We start from the raw sequence: 18260 nt of genomic DNA on the forward strand, positions 1-18260 counted from the left end.
CGGACCGAAGGAAAGGTCCGTGCGGCCGCGCCACCCGCGGCGCCGGCCAGACGGGTGGAGACGGCACATGGGAACCGGCAGAACCACTGGCAAGCTTGGGCGTTCGTCAATTGCCCCGATGGGAGAGTTGCAGGACGGGACGGCCAGTCCTTCGGCCGGCCGTTTCGTCAGGTCGGGGAAACCGAGAACCAGTCGGCCGAGACCTGCCACTGCTTCACATTGTCGAGCGAGAGCGTGAAGCCGTTGCCGGTAACGCCCGGTGCCGAAAGGCCGAGTTCACCGTTGGTGAAGCTGGCCACCACGCCCATTCCGTCCGCGCGGTCCGTGAAGCGCGCCATGATGTCGGAAAGGCTGAGCGTGGTGTGGTGGAAGCTCAGCACATCGACGCCCGGCTGGAAGTCCGTGACCGTCGTTACCGACGTGCCCGACCACAGGACATAGGAATTGCCGCCGGGGCCCGGATAGGAGGTCCAGGCCTTCGGATCCTGCCAGAGACGGTTCGGCGGAGAGCCTAGATCGACGAGAAAGGTGTCGGCACCGCCGCCGCCGGTCAGGCGATCGTTGCCGGTCCAGGCCACCAACGTGTCGTCGCCGTCACCGCCGCTCAGCGTGTCGTTGCCCGACGCCACCCATGTGTAGAATCGCGCGTCATTGTATCCGACCGCCAGCAGATAATCGTCGCCAGCGCCCCCCTCCACGACCGCACCGCCGCTGCCGCCGGACCCGCCGTTCAGCGTGTCGTTGCCGGATCCGCCCAGAAGTTGAATTTGGGTGTTGGTACTGCCGGCGGAAATCCAGTCGTCAGCAGCGCTTCCCGCGATGGTCGGAACCGACGGATCGGCGATCGGATTGATGAACACCCGCATCCGTTCGACGTTGGCCGGCATGGAATAGGTATAATAGCCGCTGATGCCGTCCTCGATCAGGACAAGTTCGTCGGTGCCCGCATCGGTTGCTTCGGTCACCAGCACGCCGGCGGAATGGACGTAGTAGGTGTCGTCGCCGCTTCCGCCATTCAGGGTATCGTTCTGCGCACCGTACAGCGTGTCGTCGCCGGTTTCGCCGAACAGCCGGTCGCTGTAGTCGCTGTAGCCAGTGTGGCCGCCGACCATCGTGCTGGTGGAAATGCTGTATCCGTCGATCCCGTCGAGTATGTCGTTGCCGGATCCGCCATTCAGAATCCTGACATGGCCGGGCGCTCCGTCGAAAGCGATCCAATGGTCGTCGCCATTCAGCGCCGCCATGTCGTTCGGCATGCGGCCTTCGCGCCTGCCGAAGGCGTCGTAATGGGTGCGGGCGGTCATCCAGCCGGCATTCACCGCATCGCGGACATCCGGATAAGCCTGGAGATACCACGTCTCGTCAAAAGCGCCCGATGGGGCAGGGGGAAGCGGTGGGGTGGGCTTCGCATAGAAGGCCACCCCCTCGTAGCGATAGCTCGACAGGCTTGCCATCACCCCGTCCCGCTCGCTTTCGGAGGCGGTGAAGAAATGACCGCCGGTCGCCGTGTCGAGGAAGCGGTAAACGGGCTGGGAGAATTGATAGTCCGGGGTCGCGGAGACGAGGAAGGCCTGCAGGTCCTCCAGACGGTAATGGTCCGCCATGTTCTGGAGGATGTAGTCCCGTTCGGTGACGCTGGCGGTGTAGAAATGCTCCCCGGTATCCAGCCTGACGAAGCGGGCCACCGACACCGGGTTGCTGGCGCCGCCACCCTGCAGGAAGGCGACGCCTTCATAGCTCATGTCGGCCATTCCGGCGATGATGCCGTCCCGCTCGGCCGTGCCCGCCGTGTAGAAATGCTCTCCCGTCCTGCGATTGAAGAAACGGAAGGCTTTTGAATTCACCCCGTCCATCGCCGCATCCGCGATTGCCGCCGATCAACCTCCGGCAGGGTGGCGCAATAACCCTTCGGGAACAATGACCATTCCGTTCGCCGAACCGGGTGCAAAATGTCGCATGCCCTCAGTCGAGGAAATCGTCGCGGCTCAGCCCATAGCGCTTGAGCTTGTCGTAGAAGGTCTTGCGCGGGATGTTCAGCGCCTCGATGGCGGCCTTCACGCTGCCGCGGTGGCGGGCGAGTTCGGCCTGGATCAACCCCTTCTCGTACAGATCGACCTGCTCGGCCAGCGACAGGGTGGAGGGAGCCGAGACCGGAGCCGGCGCCACATCCTCCAGCCCCAGCACGAAGCGGTCGGCCGCATTGCGCAGCTCGCGGACATTGCCCGGCCAGTCCTGCCCCATCAGGCGCTGCATCTGGTCGCGGCTCGGCACCCGTGGCTCGCGGTTGTAGCGGGCGGCGGCCTGGGCGACGAAGTGCTGGAACAGCAGCGGGATGTCGTCGCGCCGCTCGCGCAGCGGCGGGATGGTCAGCACCACCACATTCAGCCGGTAATAGAGGTCGGCCCGGAACTTCCCGGCATCCGCCGCCTGCCGCAGGTCGGACTTGGTGGCGGCCACCACCCGCAGATCGACCGGCACCTGCTCGTTCGATCCCAGCGGTTCGACCACCCGTTCCTGGATCACCCGCAGCAGCTTGACCTGCAGGGCCAGCGGCATGCTCTCGATCTCGTCCAGGAACAGGGTACCGCCGCCGGCATGCTCGATCCGGCCGACACGGCGCTTGGCGGCACCGGTGAAGGCGCCGGCCTCATGCCCGAACAGCTCGCTTTCGAAGATCGATTCCGGCATGGCGCCGCAGTTCAGCGCGACGAAGGGGTTCTTGCGCCGGCCGCTGGCCGCGTGCAGCGCGCGAGCGACCATTTCCTTGCCGGTACCGGTCTCGCCGAACACCAGAACGTCGGCATCGGTGTCGGCGACCGCGGCGATGGTGGTGCGCAGCCGCTCGATGCCCGGCGTGCGGCCGACGATGGTCTCCGCCGGGTCGACACCCCCGGCGATCTGCGCCCGCAGCCGGCGGTTCTCCATCACCAGCCGGCGCTTCTCCACCGCCCGCCGCGCCACCTCGGTCAGCCGGTCGGACGGGAAGGGCTTCTCCAGGAAATCGTAGGCGCCGTTGCGCATCGCCTCCACCGCCATCGGCACGTCGCCGTGGCCGGTGATCAGGATGACCGGCAGGTCGGGATCGATCTCCTGAACCCGTGCCAGCAGGGCCAGCCCATCCATCTGCGGCATGCGCACATCGGTGACGAGGCAGCCCGGCCAGTCGCGGCCGATATGGCGCAAGGCCCGCTCCGCTCCGTCGCAGGCCATCACTTCGAACCCCGCCAGCTCCAGCGCCTGCTGCCCGGCCAACCGCACCGCGCGCTCGTCATCGACGAAGATCACGTTGCCGGCGGCCTCTGGGCCGGCGACCTCGGGAATGGACCGGCTCATTGATTCTGCTCCTTGGCGGACGGCTCCGTGGTGGTGAGACGCAGGGTGAAGACGGCGCCATGGCCGGGCTTCCCGTTGCGGTTGGCGGCGGTCAGGCTGCCGCCGAAATCCTCGACGATGCCATGGCTGATCGACAGGCCGAGCCCCAGCCCCTCGCCGGCTTCCTTGGTGGTGAAGAAGGGGACGAACAGGCGGGGCAGGTCGGCCTCGGCGATGCCGCTGCCGGTATCGGCGACGCTCAGCAGGGCTTCGCCTTCGGCCGCGACCAGCCCGATGCGCAGGCGGCGCACCGGACAGCCACGCATGGCGTCGGCGGCGTTGCCGATCAGATTGACCAGCACCTGCTGGAGCCGCACATCCTCCGCCACCACCCGGACCGGCTGGTCGGGCAGATCGGCCTCGACGACGATGTCCTCGCGCCGCAGCCTGGCCTCCAGCAGGGCCAGCGCCTGGGTCACCGCGCCCTGCACCGACACCGGCCCCAGCGTGCCGGAGGCGCGGCGGGCGAAGCCCTTCAGCTGGCGGGTGATGGCGGCCATGCGGTCGGTCAGCTCGGCGATCTCCGCCAGATTGTCGCGCACCGAGTCCAGCCGCCCGCGTTCCAGCAGCACTACCGCGTTGTCGGCGAAGCTGCGCATGGCGGCCAGCGGCTGGTTGATCTCATGGGCGATGCCGGCCGACATCTGGCCCAGCGCCGCCAGCTTGGCCGCCTGGGTCAGTTCGTTCTCCGCCGCGCGCAGGTCGGCGGTGGCGGCGGCGACCCGGCGCTCCAACTCCGCCCGAGATTCCTCCTGAAGGGCGATCCTCTCCACCAGGGCCACCCGGCGCAGCGCCACGGCATAGGCGGCGAGCGCCGCCATCGCCACCGCCGCCGCCGCGAGAAGCCCGGCGACCCAGGCATGGGCGGTCACCGGATCCAGGCTGGTCAGGCTGTGCAGGGTCCAGTCGCCGCCGGGCATGGCGACAGAGGTCAGCAGATAGCGCTTCTGCCCGTCCTTCTCCTCCAGGGCGATGCGGTCGGACGCGCCGCCGAAGGCCCAGGGCAGCACGTCCAGCCCTTCGCTGGTGCCCTCCGGGATGATCGGCAGGCTGATCGGCAGGCGGCGGGGCAGGGCATGATAGCGCCAGGACGGCACGTTGGTGATGAACACCACCCCGTCGCGGTCGGTCACCAGCAGCCTCTCCTGTCCCGGCGTCCAGGCCGATTCCAGCCGGTCGAAGCCCAGCTTCAGCACCACCGCCCCCACTGTGCGGTTTTCCGCCACCACCCGGTTCGCGGTGTAGAAGCCCGGCACCAGCGACGTTGTGCCCAGCGCGAAATGGTGTCCTTCGCCCTGGTCCATCGCCATGCGGAAATATGGCCGGTAGGAGAAATTCTCGCCCACGAAGCTGGCCGGACTGTTCCAGTTGCTGGCCGCCACCGTCGTTCCCTTGGCGTCCATCACATAGAGCGCCAGCGCATCCAGCGCGCGGGCGATGTCCTGCAGCTTGCGGTTCAGCCGGTCGACGGCATCCGCCGTCGGGTTGGCCAGCAGGGCGCGCACCTCCGCATCCTGCGCCAGGGCGAGCGGTACGGCGGCATGCCGCTCCAGCTCCGCCCGCAGGTTGGCGTTGTAGAGCGCCAGCTGCGCCCGGGCGCTCTCCCGCAGATCCTCCTGCGCCAGCGACGAGGCCCAGCCAGCCGCAAGCCCGGCCGCCACCGGCACGCCCAGCAGCAGAGCGGCCAGCAGCAGCCGGCGCGGCCGTTCCAGCGCCCGTGCCACCAGCTGCGCCGCCGGCGAGAGCGTCACGGCCGGGGCGGGAGGGGTGGTTGAATCTGTCGCCTGTTCGCCCGGTTGGATAAGCAACGCCGCCCCTGGTCATGCTGCGCCGCAACAATGATGCCGCAGCGCTGTGAAGTGTGTGGATTTTCGCACATCGCCGGACCCTGTGTCGTGCGGATTCTCGCCCTCTCCATTTCACCAAATGCTTGATGTTGCTGGATTCAGCAATTGGCCCACCGCTTGCTTTCATAGGCAATCAGTTGGGGGCCGCCCGCCCAGCCGGCGCCGAATGCCGGACGAAAGAACGGGCACCCCGCCAGGAACGCCGTTCTGAGGAACGCCACGAGGAGAGCAGCATGAGCGCAGACGCGACCGCCGTCCGGCATGGCACGGTGAAGAAGCCCTTCTACACCAACCTGACCTTCCAGGTTCTGACCGCCATCAGCATCGGCATCCTGCTGGGGCACTTCTACCCGTCCATCGCGGTGGAGATGAAGCCGCTGGGCGACCTGTTCATCAAGATGGTCAAGATGGTCATCGGCCCGATCGTCTTCCTGACGGTGGTGACCGGCATCTCCTCCATCGGCAACCTGAAGAAGGTCGGCAAGGTCGGCGGCAAGGCCCTGCTGTATTTCGAGGTGGTGACCACCTTCGCCCTCGGCATCGGCCTGATCGTCGTCAACCTCGTCCGCCCCGGCGCCGGCATGAACATCGTCCCCGGCCAGCTGAAGGCCGACGCGGTGCAGAAATACGCCACCTCCGCCAAGGAGCACGGCTTCATCGACTTCGTCGTCGGCATCGTGCCGGACAACGTCGTCGGCGCCTTCGTCCAGGGCGACATGCTGCAGATCCTGTTCTTCGCCGTGGTGTTCGGCGTCGCGCTGTCCGCCATGGGCCAGAAGGGCAAGCTGGTCGAGGACATCTTCGACAAGATCAGCCACGCCCTGTTCGGCGTGATCGGCATCCTGATGCGCGTCGCCCCGGTCGGTGCCTTCGGCGCCATGTCCTTCACCATCGGCAAGTACGGCATCTCGTCGCTGACCGCTCTCGGCCAGCTGATGGCCTCGGTCTACCTCACCATGGCGATCTTCATCTTCGTCGTGCTGGGCGGCATCGCCAAGGCCTATGGCTTCAGCATCTGGAACTTCGTCCGCTACATCCGTCAGGAACTGCTGATCGTTCTCGGCACCTCGTCTTCCGAATCCGTGCTGCCGCGGATGATGGAGAAGATGCAGAAGTTCGGCTGCTCCAAGCATGTCGTCGGCCTCGTCATCCCGACCGGCTATTCCTTCAACCTGGACGGCACCTCGATCTACCTGTCGATGGCCGCGATCTTCATCGCCCAGGCCTTCAACGTCGACCTGACGATCTGGCAGCAGCTCTACATCCTGGTCATCCTGATGCTGACCTCCAAGGGCGCGGCAGCGGTCACCGGCGGCGGCTTCGTGACGCTGGCCGCCACCCTGTCGGCCACCGGCGTCCTGCCGATCGAAGGTCTGGCGCTGCTGCTGGGTGTCGACCGCTTCATGTCGGAAGCCCGTGCGCTGACCAACCTGATCGGCAACGGTGTGGCCACCGTCGTCGTCGCCAAGATGGAAGGCGAGTTCGACGAGAGCAAGGCAGTCGCCGAATACCAGCAGCACTTCAAGGAGCCGGCTCTGGCCCGCCTCTGAGCACCTGCACAAGACGCGCGGCAAGCATGCGCGGGCCGGTTTTGGAAATTCCAAAGATGATCCATCCGGCCCGGCAAAGGTTCCTGTAAGATCAGGGGGACGCTTCGATTTGGTTCGAATCGTCCCCTTCTGTATTCCGGGTGGTTGGCGCATCAGTCCGAATGGGCTATAACCGCCATCCAGGTGAAGTGAACCCAAAGAATTAACTGAAATCTCGTTAACCGGAGGAAGAGACCCGATGTCCGGCGATTTTGAGGCGATGGCGCTTGAGTATCACCGCAACCCGCGGCCCGGTAAGCTGGCAGTCGTCGCGACCAAGCCCATGGCCAACCAGCGCGATCTTGCACTGGCCTATTCGCCGGGCGTGGCCCATGCCTGCACCGCGATTGCCGAGGATCCGTCGAAGGCGGCGGAGCTGACAGCGCGCGCCAATCTGGTCGCCGTCGTCACCAACGGCACCGCCGTGCTGGGGCTGGGCAACATCGGGCCGATGGCCGCCAAGCCGGTGATGGAAGGCAAGGCCGTCCTCTTCAAGAAGTTCGCCGGCATCGACTGCTTCGACATCGAGCTGAACGAGCTGGATGTCGATGGTCTGGTCGACACCATCGTCCGGCTGGAGCCGACCTTCGGCGCCATCAACCTGGAAGACATCGCCGCCCCGGCCTGCTTCGAGATCGAGCGCCGGTGCCGCGAGCGCATGAAGATCCCGGTGTTCCACGACGACCAGCACGGCACCGCCATCGTGGTGGGTGCAGCCGTGCTGAACGGCTTAGCTCTGGTCGGCAAGGACATCTCGAAGGTCAAGGTCGTCTCCACCGGCGGCGGTGCCGCCGGCATCGCCTGCCTGGACCTGATGCTGTCGCTGGGCGTTCGGCGCGAGAATGTCTGGCTGGTCGACCGCATCGGCGTGGTCCACAAGGGCCGCAACGAGGAGATGAACGAGTACAAGGACGCCTACGCGCACAATACCGAGGCGCGCACGCTGTCCGACGTCATCGACGGCGCCGACATCTTCCTCGGCCTGTCGGGTGCGAAGGTGCTGAAGCCGGAGCTGCTGGCCCGCATGGCCGACAAGCCGCTGATCCTGGCGCTCGCCAATCCGGAGCCGGAGATCATGCCGGATCTGGCCCGCGAAGCCCGTCCGGACGCCATCATCGCCACCGGCCGCTCCGACTTCCCCAATCAGGTCAACAACGTCCTGTGCTTCCCCTTCATCTTCCGCGGTGCGCTGGACGTCGGCGCCACCACGGTGAACGAAGAGATGAAGATCGCGGCGACACATGCCATGGCCAACCTCGCCCGCGCCGAACCGTCGGACGTGGTGGCGGCGGCCTATGTCGGTGAATCGCTGCGCTTCGGCCCCGACTACATCCTGCCCAAGCCCTTCGACCCGCGCCTGATCGTCGAAGTGTCCTCGGCCGTTGCCAAGGCCGCGATGGACTCGGGCGTCGCCACCCGGCCGATCGCCGACTTCCGCGCCTATCAGGACCAGCTGAACCAGTACGTCATCCGCTCCGGCCTGTTCATGAAGCCGGTCATCACCAAGGCCAAGACCGCGCCCAAGCGCGTCGTCTATGCCGAGGGCGAGGATCCGCGCGTGATCCGCTGCGCCCAGGTGGTGGTCGACGACGGCATCGCGCACCCGGTGCTGATCGGCCGCCGCGAGGTGATCGAGCGGGTGATCGGCGAGATGGGCCTGCGCCTGAAGATCGGCCAGGACGTGGAGGTCATCGAGATCATCCGCGACCCGCGCTATCACAACTTCACCGAACATTACCGCAAGCTGATGGGCCGCCGCGGCGTCTCGCCCAGCCATGCCGCCAACGTTGTCCGCACCCAGCCGACCGTCTTCGGCGCCCTGATGGTCCGCCGCGGCGAGGCCGACGCGCTGGTCTGCGGCACCACCGGCCGCTTCAACGAGCATTGGGCGCACATCTGCGGCCTGATCGGCCTGCGCGACGGCGTGAAGGTCGCCGCGACGATGAACGCGCTGATTTCGCAGAAGGGCGTCCACTTCATCACCGACACCTACGTCAACCCCGACCCGACCGCCGAGCAGGTGGCCGAGATCGCCCGGCTGGCGGCGGACGAGGTGAAGCGCTTCGGCATCGAGCCGAAGGTGGCCCTGCTGTCCCACTCCAACTTCGGCAGCGCCGACACGCCCTCGGCCCGCAAGATGCGCGCGGCGGTGGAGCTGGCGTCCGAGCAGATGCCGGATGTCGAGATCGACGGCGAGATGCATGCCGACGCCGCCCTGGCGCCGGCCATCCGCAAGGAGGTGCTGCCTGACAGCCGGCTGAAGGGGGAGGCGAACCTGCTGGTCATGCCGACCCTGGACGCCGCCAACATCGCCTTCAACATGATGAAGATCCTGGGCGAGGCGCAGAATGTCGGCCCGATCCTGCTGGGCGTCCAGCGGCCGGTCCACATCGTCACCCCGTCGGTCACCACCCGCGGTCTGGTCAACATGACCGCTGTCGCGGTGGTCGATGCCCAGCTCGCCGATCCGGTCAACGCCGCTCCGACCCCGCCGGTCGGCGTGGGGGCGTAAATCAAGGGAGGGCAGGGGGCGCGGTGATTGCCGCGCCCCCATTCCACCACATCGGAATCGTGCTATCCCTTACCCGTAGCCAACAGGAACGGCACGGGGCATGAGTAACCAGCGCAATTCCGGGCAGCGCAATTCCGGCAACACCGCTGCGAACGCCGCGGCTCTGGTCGGGCAGGCCGTGCCGCTGCACCAGTCCGGCCGTTTGGCCGAGGCGGAAGCGCTCTACCGTCAGGCGCTCGCCGCCCAACCGCGCCAGCCGGACGCCCTGCACCTGCTGGGCATGATCGCCTGCCAGACCGGCCGCTTCACCGACGCCGCCGACCTGATCGGGCAGGCGGTGGCGGCCAGACGCGATGTCCCCGATTACCACGCCAACCTCGCCTACGCCCTCCAGGCGCTCGGCCGCCCGGCCGAGGCGGAACGCGCCGCCCGCAACGCCCTGCGCCTGCGCCGCCCGTTCCCGGAAGCCGCCAACACGCTGGGCAACGCGCTCAATGCCCAGGGCAAGGCGACGGAAGCCGCCGACGCCTACCGTGCCGCCCTGCGCGCCCGTCCCGATTACGCGGAGGCGGAGGGCAACCTCGGCAGCGTGCTGCGCAGCCTCGGCCACTCGGCGGAGGCGGAACCGCTGCTGCGCCACGCACTGGCAGCCAACCCGTCCCTGCTGGAGGTGCACGCCGCCCTCGGCCTCGCCCTGCTCGACCTGGGGCGGAGCGAGGAAGGGGAAACGGCGTTGCATGCCGTGCTGGCCCGCCGGCCGGATCACGCGCCGGCCGCACTCGCCCTGGCCGGATCGCTGCAACGCCGCGGTGCCGATGCGCTGCCGGCCCACCGCCGCCATCTGATGCTGGAGCCGGCGGATGCCGAGGGTTGGAACGCCCATGGCCTTGCCCTTCAGGTTGCCGACCGGATCGCCCCGGCCGGCGATGCCTTCGCCCGCGCCCTGCGGCTCGCCCCGACGATGGCGGAGGCGATGACCAATCTCGGCACCGTCCGTCGCCTGCAAGGACGGATCGTGGAGTCCGCCGACCTGCAACGCCGGGCGCTGGATCTGCGGCCGGGCTATGCCGCCGCCCACACCAATCTGGCGCTCGCCCTTCAGGATCTCGGCGACGAAGCCGCTGCCGAGCGGGAGTTCACCCTTGCTCTCGATGCCGATCCGGCGCAGGCGCTTGCCCGCTTCAACCGATCCCTCCTGCGGCTGCGGCAGGGCCGGCTGGCGGAAGGATGGGAAGACTACGCCGTCCGCTTCGAGTCCGGCCGCCTGAAACCGAAGCACCCTCTCAACATCCCGGAATGGGACGGTGGCGACCTCGTGGGACGCCGCCTGCTGCTGTGGGCTGAACAGGGGCTGGGCGACGAACTGATGTTCGGCGCGCTGCTGCCGGAGGCCTTGGCCCGTCTTCCCGGCGCCATCGTCGAATGCGAGCCGCGGCTGGTCCCGCTGTTTCAGCGCTCCTTCCCCGGCACCACCGTGCGGGGGCCGACGCGGCGGCCGTCCGATGCCGACTGCCATCTCGGCTTTGGCTCCTTGCCACGCCTGCTCTGGCGGACCGCCCCCATGCCGCCGCCCCCCGCCGGCTGGCTGAAGCCCGACCCGATGCGGGTCGCGGCGTGGCGGTCGCGTCTTGAGGCACTCGGGCCCGGCCTGAAAATCGGCATCGCCTGGACCAGCCAGCGCCTCACCACCGAACGTCGCCAGTCCTATACGGAGTTGGAGGATTGGGCGCCCCTGCTGCGGCTGCCCGGCCTGCATGCCGTCAGCCTGCAATATGACGGGCGGGAAGCGGAGATCGCGGCCATCGAGCAGCGCCTGGGTGTGTGCGTCCACCGCTGGCCGGACCTCGATCAGATCGCCGATCTGGAGGGTACCGCCGCCCTGATGGCGAACCTCGACCTTGTGATCACCGTGGCCTCGTCCGCCGGGGAGATGGCGGCGGCTCTCGGCACTCCGGTTTGGCGTCTGGGCCGCCGCGACTGGACCCAGCTCGGCACCGCGGTTCGCCCATGGTTTCCCTCCATGCGCTGCATTCAACCCGATGCCGGCGATAGCGTCAAAGACGCAATACAAAAGGCGGTTCAGTTGCTTGTCAAATTTTCCGCAGGTGATGTGTGAACACTGCCGACTGGTTTGCCGAGGCGCTGCGCCATCATCAGAATGGAGCGCTGGACGCTGCGGAGCCTCTGTATCGACGGGTGCTGCAAGCCGAGCCGCTCCACGCCGACGCCCTCCATCTGCTCGGCGTCCTCAACCACCAGCGCAACAACAACCTTCAGGCCGTTGAGCTGATTGCCAAAGCCGTCGATCTGGCCCCCGGAGTGGCGGACTATCACGCCAATTTCGGGATCGTTCTGCAACGTCTGGACAGGCTCGCAGAAGCCGAAGCAGCGCAGCGCCGGGCGTTGGAGCGCGATTTCAGCCATGTCGGCGCCCATTTCAATCTCGGCCTGGTGCTGGCGGCGCAAGGCCGCTTGGCGGAGGCGGCGGACCGCTATGCGGAGGCCGCCCGGCTGTCGCCCGAACTGGCCGACGCGCACCTCAATCTCGGTGCCGCCCTGCAAGGGCTCGGGAGAGCGGACGACGCGTTGGCGTCCCACACCCGAGCCGCGGATCTGCTGCCGGGCGATCCCCGTCCCTGGACCAACCGGGCCGTCAGCCTGCGCCAGCTCGGCCGGCTGGACGAGGCTGTCGAGGCCTTGCGGATGGCCTCGGCATTGGGCGGAGGGGCCAGCGATGCCTCGGCCTTGTCCGCTCTGGCGGCCGCCCTCCACGCCGCCGGGCGGATGGAGGACGCGGCGGAGCGCTACGCCGATGCCCTGCGGCTCAACCCACGCGATCCATTCTGTCTCAATGGTTTGGGGCTGTGTCTTAAATCTCTCGGTCAGCTGGAGGACGCCGCGACCTGCTTCGACGCGGCCACGGCCATTCAGCCCGACCATGCCGACGCACTGGACAATCTTGGCAGCGTCCGCACCGCCCAAGGCCGCCCAGCCGAGGCGGAGGCCCTGCACCGGCAGGCAGTCCACCACCGGCCCGATTTCGCCGGCGCCTGGAACAATCTGGGCAATGCCCACCACGCCGCCGGCCGCACCGCCGACGCCTGGAGGGCGTGGCACGTGGCAGTGGCGCTCGCCCCTGCATTGGCGGAGCCCCACACGAACATTGGCAACGCCCTGCGCAGCGCCGAGCGTTTCGCCGAGGCCGAGCGGTCGCAGCGCCGCGCCATCCGTCTTGCTCCGCTGGAGGCGCCGGCCCGCAACAATCTGGGCCATCTGCGCCAGGGCCGGCACGACTACGCCGGTGCCGCCGACTGCTACCGCAGCGCCCTGGCGCTCGACCCTGCTTATGGCGAGGCCTGGAGCAATCTCGGGCTGGCCCGCCAGCGGCTGAGCGACAGCGGGGAGGCGGAGCGCTGCTACGACCGGGCGCTGACTCTCCGGCCGGACCTGTCGCTGTCCCACTTCAACAAGGGCCTGCTGCGGCTGGAGGCTGGCGATCTCGACCGCGGCTGGCCCGGCTATGGCTGGCGTTTCGGATCGGGTCAGGTCGGACAGGGGCGCCAGCCTCGTGCCCCGGCTTGGCGTGGCGAGGATCTGACCGGCCGCCGCCTGATGGTCTGGGGGGAGCAAGGGGTGGGCGACACCATCCTGTTCTCCGCCCTCTGCCCGGAGCTGGCCGGACGGGCCGTCTCCACCATTCTGGAAATCGACCGCCGTCTGGTGCCGCTGTTCGCCCGGTCCTTCCCCACCCTGAGGGTGCGGGCGGAGGCGATGGACGGGCAGGGGCGGGAGGCGATGGCGATCCCGGACTATGACCGCCACGTGCCGATGGGATCCTTGCCCCGCGTCCTCCGCCGCCGGCTGGCTGATTTCCCGGCGCGGCCATCCTGGCTGGTCCCCGATGCCGGGCTGGTGGAGCGGTGGCGCGAGCGGCTGGCGGCCCTCGGTCCGGGACTGCGCATCGGCATCGGCTGGCGCAGCCAGATGATGACCTCCGAACGCAGCGCCGCCTATCTGCCGCTGGACGGCTGGGCGCCGCTGTTCGCGCTGCCCGGCATCCACTGGGTGCCGTTGCAATATGGCGAGGTGGAGGAGGAGGTCCGGCAGGCCGAGAGGCGCTTCGGCATCCGCCTGCACCGTTGGGACGACCTCGACCGCAAGGACGATTTCGACGGCGTAGCCGCCCTGATCGCCGGTCTGGACCTCGTCATCTCGCCCGCCATGTCGATCGGCGAACTGGCAGGCGCGCTGGGCACCCCGGTCTGGCGCTTCGGCACCCGCGACTGGACGCAGTTGGGAGCCGGCGTGCGCCCCTGGTATCCGTCGATGCGGCTGTTCCAGCCCCGCCCCGGCGAGCCGCTGTCGGCGACGATGGCCGACATGGCGCGTGCGCTGCGCTCCCTCTCCCCCCAACGGATGCCCTCTCCCCCCCAGGCAGAGGGCTTGGAGAGAGGAATTGTCCCGGATGGCGAGAGGCTGGCGGCACAGGCGGTCGCTCTGCACCGGCAAGGCCGGTTTGCAAAGGCCGAAACGCTGCACCGGCAGGCCGTCGCCATGGCTCCGACCCAGCCGGCCGCCTGGACCAACGGCGGCCTGACCCTGCTCCGGCTCGGCCGGATCAAGGCCGCCATCCACTGGCACCGGCTTGCGGTGGCGCTGAACCCGGCCTTTGCCGAAGCGCTGGGCAATCTCGGCGTGGCGCTCCAGGCCGATGCCGCCGCGCCCGAGGCCGCCACGCTGCACCGCCGCACCGTCCGGCTGCGCCCGATGCAGGCGGAAAGCTGGGGCAACCTCGCCGCAGCGCTGCTCGCCGCCCGCCGCTTCGCCGAGGCGGCAAACGCCTGCACCCGTGGAGCGGCCCTGGCACCGGCCCTTGCCGGGGTGCTGACCACGGCCGGCGCGGCTGCGAAGGGACTGGGGCGCTTCGCCCAGGCTGCCCGCCAGTCCCGCCGGTCGCTGCGCCTCGTCCCGGCATCGGCCAAGGGCTGGTCGAACCTGGGCATGGCATTGGCCGGGCTCGGGCGCTGGGACGACGCGCTGCACGCCCACCGCCACGCGATGGCGCTCGCCCCCGACCTGCCGGATGTGCTGGTCAACCATGGCCACACGCTGCTGATGCGGGGAGAGCGCCGGCTCGCCGCCCTGTTTGCCGACCGCACGCTGAGGCTGGCCCCCGGCCGGGCCGAGGCGCGGATGAACCGGGCCCTGCTGCGGCTGGCCGACGGCGATCTCGACAGCGGCTGGGCCGACTACGCCCACCGCTTCGCCACCGGCGACGCCGTGTCCCGCCGCCTCGACATCCCCGAATGGCAGGGCGAGCCGCTGGCCGGCCGCCGCATCCTGGTGTGGGGAGAGCAGGGGCTGGGCGACGAGATCCTTTTCGGCACGGCGCTGCCCGATCTGCTCGGTCGGGCCGGGACGGTCATCGTCGAATGCGACCCGCGCCTTGCCGGGCTTTTCGCCCGCGCCCTGCCGGCGGCAGAGGTCCGGGCACCCACCGCGGATCCGCGGGATGCCGATTGCCACGCGCCGCTGGGCAGCGTCGCGGCACGGCTGCGGCCGGATTTGCGGCGGTTCCGCGCGGACAATCCGCTGTTCACCGCCGATCCCGTGCTGGCGGCGGGCTGGCGCGAGAGGCTGGCGGCGCTCGGCCCCGGCTTGCGGGTCGGCATCTGCTGGCGCAGCAGCCGGATGACGGCGGACCGGGCCGGCGCCTACAGCCGGATCGCACAATTGTCACCGGTCTTCGGCATCCCCGGCATCGCCTTCGTCAGCCTGCAATATGACGGTCACGACGCGGAGCGGGAGGAGGCCCTGCACCGCTTCGGCACCGCCCTGCATCACTGGCCCGATCTGGACCAGCGCAACGATCTGGATGGGGTGGCGGCACTCATGTCCGGCCTGGATCTGGTCATATCCGCGCCGACCGCGGTGGGGGAACTGGCCGCGGCACTCGGCGTGCCGGTCTGGCGGATCGCCGGAGCCGGGGACTGGTCGGCCCTGGGAACGGCGGTGCGGCCCTGGTTCCCGACGATGGCGCTGATCGGCCGGTCCGGCGACCATGACGCCGCTCTTGCTACAGTCGCGCAGCGCCTGCGCCGACTGGCTGATGACCGCTCCCGGTCGGGGTGACCATCGGAGAGTGGATGATTCGGCGCAATTCCGCATTGCGATTCCCGAGCGCGCCCATTATCGACTATGGCCGCCGGGTCCCGCGCAGGGTGGATGACCCGGCGCCCGCTCCGTCGTAAGCTGCTTCGGCAAGCCGAATGACGACAGCGGGACTTCAGCGAAAGGACGGTCGGTGCGGTCTGAGGACGCTCTTGCCAACATAGACGTCGCGGTGCTCGCCGGCGGGCTCGGCACGCGCATCCGGGGCGTTTTGGGTGACACGCCGAAGGTCCTGGCCCCGATTGCGGGCCGCGCCTTCCTCGGTCACCTGCTCGATTATCTGTCCACCTACGGGTCGCGCCGCGTGGTGCTGTGCCTGGGCCATCTGGCCGACCGGGTGACGGCCTGGCTCGCCCGCGGGGATTCGGCCGGCACCATCGACGTCGTCTGCCAGATCGAACCGCGCCCGCTCGGCACCGCAGGCGCGCTCGGCTATGTCCGCAAGGAGTTGCGGAGCAGCACCATCCTGGTGGTGAACGGCGACACCTTCCTCGACGCCGACCTGCGGGCCTTCATCGCCTCGCACCGGCTGTCGGGGGCGGAGGCGTCGGTGCTCTGCGTGACGGTGGAGGACGCGTCCCGCTTCGTACGGGTGGAGATCGGTCCCGACAGCCGCGTCCGCCGCTTCCTGGACAAGGCGCCGGGAGCGGGCACCATCAATGCCGGGGTCTATCTGTTCTCCGCCGCCTTCCTCGACCGCTTCGTCGCGGCGGGTGCGGTGTCGCTGGAACGCGACGTGCTGGAAAAGCTGCCGGCCGGCACGCTGAACGCCCATGTCGCCAAGGCCCGCTTCCTCGACATCGGCACGCCGGAAAGCCTCGCCACCGCCGCCAGCGTCATTGCCGGCCGGGAGTCCTGAGGGGGGACTCCCGACGCGCCGTCCCGAGGACCGCAATTTACCCCCGCACGCCCCCGGTCTGTCGCTGGACAGGCGCAAAGTGCCGGGCCAAGATGCTGGCCACCCCGATCCCGCGTGCCGTGGTAGGACAGCCACGCCGTCTCTTACGGACCCGCGCCATGGCCGTCATCCTCATCCGTGCCGACGCCTCGCCGACCATCGGCACCGGCCATGTCATGCGCTGTCTCGCCGTGGCGGAGGCGCTGCGCGACCAGGGGCACGAGGCGCTGTTCGCCGCCGTGGAATCCACGCCCGCCATCGACCGCCGTCTGACCTCCGACGGCTTCCGCCATGTCTCCATCGCCGGCCCGGTGGGAGAGGCGGCGGATCTGGCCGCCACCCGCTCGCTGCTGCGGCGGGAACATGGCAGAGCGGTGATGCTCGACGGCTACCGCTTCGGCGAGGCCTACCGCGCCGGGCTTCAGGCAGCGGGCGCACGGGTACTGGCCTGGGACGATCTGGGCGACGGCACGCCGCTGCATGCCGACCTCGTCGTCAATGCGGCACCGCAGGCCGACGCCCTTCCCTATGACGCTATGGCGCCCGGCGCCGTCCTGCTGCTCGGCCCCGGCTATGCCCCGCTGCGGCGGGAGGTGCGACTGGCGGCACAGGCGCAACGGCTCGGCATCGCCGAACGCCCGGTGCTGCTGGTGACCTTCGGCGGTTCCGACCCGCTGGGATTGACCGGCCCGGTCCTCGAAGCGTTGGCGAAGCGGCGGCCCGACGGCTGCCGGATCGTCGCCGTCGTCGGCGGCAGCAACCCGCGCGCGGCGGAGGTCGCAAAGCTTGCCGGCGATGGGCTTGCCGTGGAGATCGACTGCCCGCGCATGGGCGCGCTGATGGCGGAAAGCGGGCTGGCGGTGTCGGCCGGCGGCGGCACCATGGGCGAACTGGCGGCCCTGGCGGTGCCGACCCTGCTGGTGGTCACCGCCGACAATCAGGCGATGGCGAGCAGCGATGCCGCGGAGTTCGGCTGGAGCAGTGCCGTGGACGCCCGTGGACGCCCCCCGGCCGAGGCAGCTGGGATCATCGCCGAGCGAGCGCTCGCTCTCTGGACCGATGCGGGGCAGCGGCAGCGGATGCAGGATGCAGCCGCTTCACTGCCGCTGGATGGCGAGGGAGCGGTGCGCATCGCCTGCGCCCTAACCGGCCCCGCCCCCAAATCGGGCAGCGCCGCCCGGCGTCGGACGGCGCTCGCCTGAGGTTTTACTGCCGGTTGCTTGCGTCAGCTGACCACCCGCCAAGTGCCGTCCGCCTGCTGACAGGCGGTGCCGAAGCCCTGCTGGGTGCGGCCCTGGACGACGATGGTCGTCTGGTATTCACGGCAGAGCTGGCCCTGCGGCCCGGTCCCCTCGCGCACGGGGGTGTAGGTGCCGTAATTACCGGTCTCGGGGTTGTTCCAGCGCACGGTGCTGCCGGTCGGCGCGCTGTAGGCGTTGACCGCGGCCTGCTGGGCATAATTCTGGTCGGCACGGTCGAGCGAGGCGCCGGCCGCATTGCCCAGCGCCGCACCCAGCAGCGTGCCGACGCCCACCGCCACCAGCTTGCCGCTGCCGCCGCCGAAGCGCGAGCCTGCCAGACCGCCGACCACGCCGCCCAGCACGGTGCCGGCCGTCTGCTTGTTGGCGCTGACGCCGCCATAGGAATCGCCGTAGCCGGGCTGGGCGCAGCCGGCAAGCGGGGCCGCGAGCAGGCTGGCGGACAGCGCGGCGGCGAGGAAGGGGCTGGCTTTCATGGTGGCTCTCGTCCTGTTGGGTCCTGTTGGGATCGGCACGAAACCGTCCGTTCCTGACGCCATCAACATGGCTGACCCGCATCTTATTCCCGATGCGTGACGCGGTGCCTCGGTTGCTCCTATGATCGACCCAACG

General features: G+C 69.1%; 10 protein-coding genes. 6 read left to right on the top strand and 4 right to left on the bottom strand.

The window, feature by feature from the left end; all coding sequences use genetic code 11:
- Window positions 1-167 precede the first annotated feature (167 nt).
- The 3 genes from ABNQ40_RS17020 to ABNQ40_RS17030 form a co-directional block, all read right to left on the bottom strand.
- Window positions 168-1853: a calcium-binding protein gene (locus ABNQ40_RS17020; RefSeq protein ID WP_109050439.1), complete on the bottom strand. Its 1686-nt coding sequence runs from the start codon at window positions 1851-1853 to the stop codon at window positions 168-170.
- A gap of 109 nt (window positions 1854-1962) precedes the next feature.
- Window positions 1963-3333: a sigma-54 dependent transcriptional regulator gene (locus tag ABNQ40_RS17025; protein WP_109050438.1), complete on the bottom strand. Its 1371-nt coding sequence runs from the start codon at window positions 3331-3333 to the stop codon at window positions 1963-1965.
- A complete protein-coding gene (locus ABNQ40_RS17030) occupies window positions 3330-5123 on the bottom strand; it encodes an ATP-binding protein (protein WP_247879850.1) in 1794 nt (597 codons plus the stop codon). Before ABNQ40_RS17030 ends, ABNQ40_RS17025 begins: the two co-directional genes overlap by 4 nt.
- A gap of 365 nt (window positions 5124-5488) precedes the next feature.
- Here ABNQ40_RS17030 and ABNQ40_RS17035 point away from each other — a divergent pair, with 365 nt between their 5' ends.
- The 6 genes from ABNQ40_RS17035 (at window position 5489) to pseG (ending at window position 17591) form a co-directional block, all read left to right on the top strand.
- Window positions 5489-6769 carry a dicarboxylate/amino acid:cation symporter gene (locus tag ABNQ40_RS17035; RefSeq protein ID WP_391347450.1) on the top strand — a complete coding sequence of 427 codons (1281 nt, stop codon included), beginning with the start codon at window positions 5489-5491 and terminating at the stop codon, window positions 6767-6769.
- 238 nt (window positions 6770-7007) lie between these two features.
- The gene (locus ABNQ40_RS17040; RefSeq protein ID WP_109050436.1) at window positions 7008-9320 is read left to right on the top strand and encodes an NADP-dependent malic enzyme; all 2313 of its coding nucleotides are present in this window, start codon (window positions 7008-7010) and stop codon (window positions 9318-9320) included.
- Window positions 9321-9420: 100 nt separating this feature from the next.
- A complete protein-coding gene (locus ABNQ40_RS17045) occupies window positions 9421-11436 on the top strand; it encodes a tetratricopeptide repeat protein (protein ID WP_109050435.1) in 2016 nt (671 codons plus the stop codon).
- A complete protein-coding gene (locus tag ABNQ40_RS17050) occupies window positions 11433-15452 on the top strand; it encodes a tetratricopeptide repeat protein (RefSeq protein ID WP_109050434.1) in 4020 nt (1339 codons plus the stop codon). Before ABNQ40_RS17045 ends, ABNQ40_RS17050 begins: the two co-directional genes overlap by 4 nt.
- Window positions 15453-15624: 172 nt before the next feature.
- Entirely contained in the window at window positions 15625-16350 is a 726-nt protein-coding gene (locus ABNQ40_RS17055) for a nucleotidyltransferase family protein (RefSeq protein WP_109050433.1), read from the top strand.
- A gap of 158 nt (window positions 16351-16508) precedes the next feature.
- On the top strand, window positions 16509-17591 hold the full coding sequence (gene pseG, locus ABNQ40_RS17060; protein ID WP_109050432.1) for a UDP-2,4-diacetamido-2,4,6-trideoxy-beta-L-altropyranose hydrolase: 1083 nt from the start codon (window positions 16509-16511) through the stop codon (window positions 17589-17591).
- A gap of 23 nt (window positions 17592-17614) precedes the next feature.
- Here pseG and ABNQ40_RS17065 read toward each other — a convergent pair whose 3' ends face one another.
- On the bottom strand, window positions 17615-18124 hold the full coding sequence (locus ABNQ40_RS17065; protein WP_109050431.1) for an RT0821/Lpp0805 family surface protein: 510 nt from the start codon (window positions 18122-18124) through the stop codon (window positions 17615-17617).
- Between the last annotated feature and the right edge of the window lie 136 nt (window positions 18125-18260).

Origin of the sequence: Azospirillum sp. A23 (assembly GCF_042938965.1) — a bacterium.
GTDB lineage: Bacteria > Pseudomonadota > Alphaproteobacteria > Azospirillales > Azospirillaceae > Azospirillum > Azospirillum melinis.

Excerpts from the sequence above, each read along its gene's own strand:
- ABNQ40_RS17065 (WP_109050431.1), bottom strand. The coding sequence starts at position 18,124 with ATGAAAGCCAGCCCCTTCCTCGCCGCCGCGCTGTCCGCCAGCCTGCTC.
- ABNQ40_RS17025 (WP_109050438.1), bottom strand. The coding sequence starts at position 3,333 with ATGAGCCGGTCCATTCCCGAGGTCGCCGGCCCAGAGGCCGCCGGCAAC.
- pseG (WP_109050432.1), top strand. The coding sequence starts at position 16,509 with ATGGCCGTCATCCTCATCCGTGCCGACGCCTCGCCGACCATCGGCACC.
- ABNQ40_RS17040 (WP_109050436.1), top strand. The coding sequence starts at position 7,008 with ATGTCCGGCGATTTTGAGGCGATGGCGCTTGAGTATCACCGCAACCCG.
- ABNQ40_RS17020 (WP_109050439.1), bottom strand. The coding sequence starts at position 1,853 with ATGGACGGGGTGAATTCAAAAGCCTTCCGTTTCTTCAATCGCAGGACG.
- ABNQ40_RS17045 (WP_109050435.1), top strand. The coding sequence starts at position 9,421 with ATGAGTAACCAGCGCAATTCCGGGCAGCGCAATTCCGGCAACACCGCT.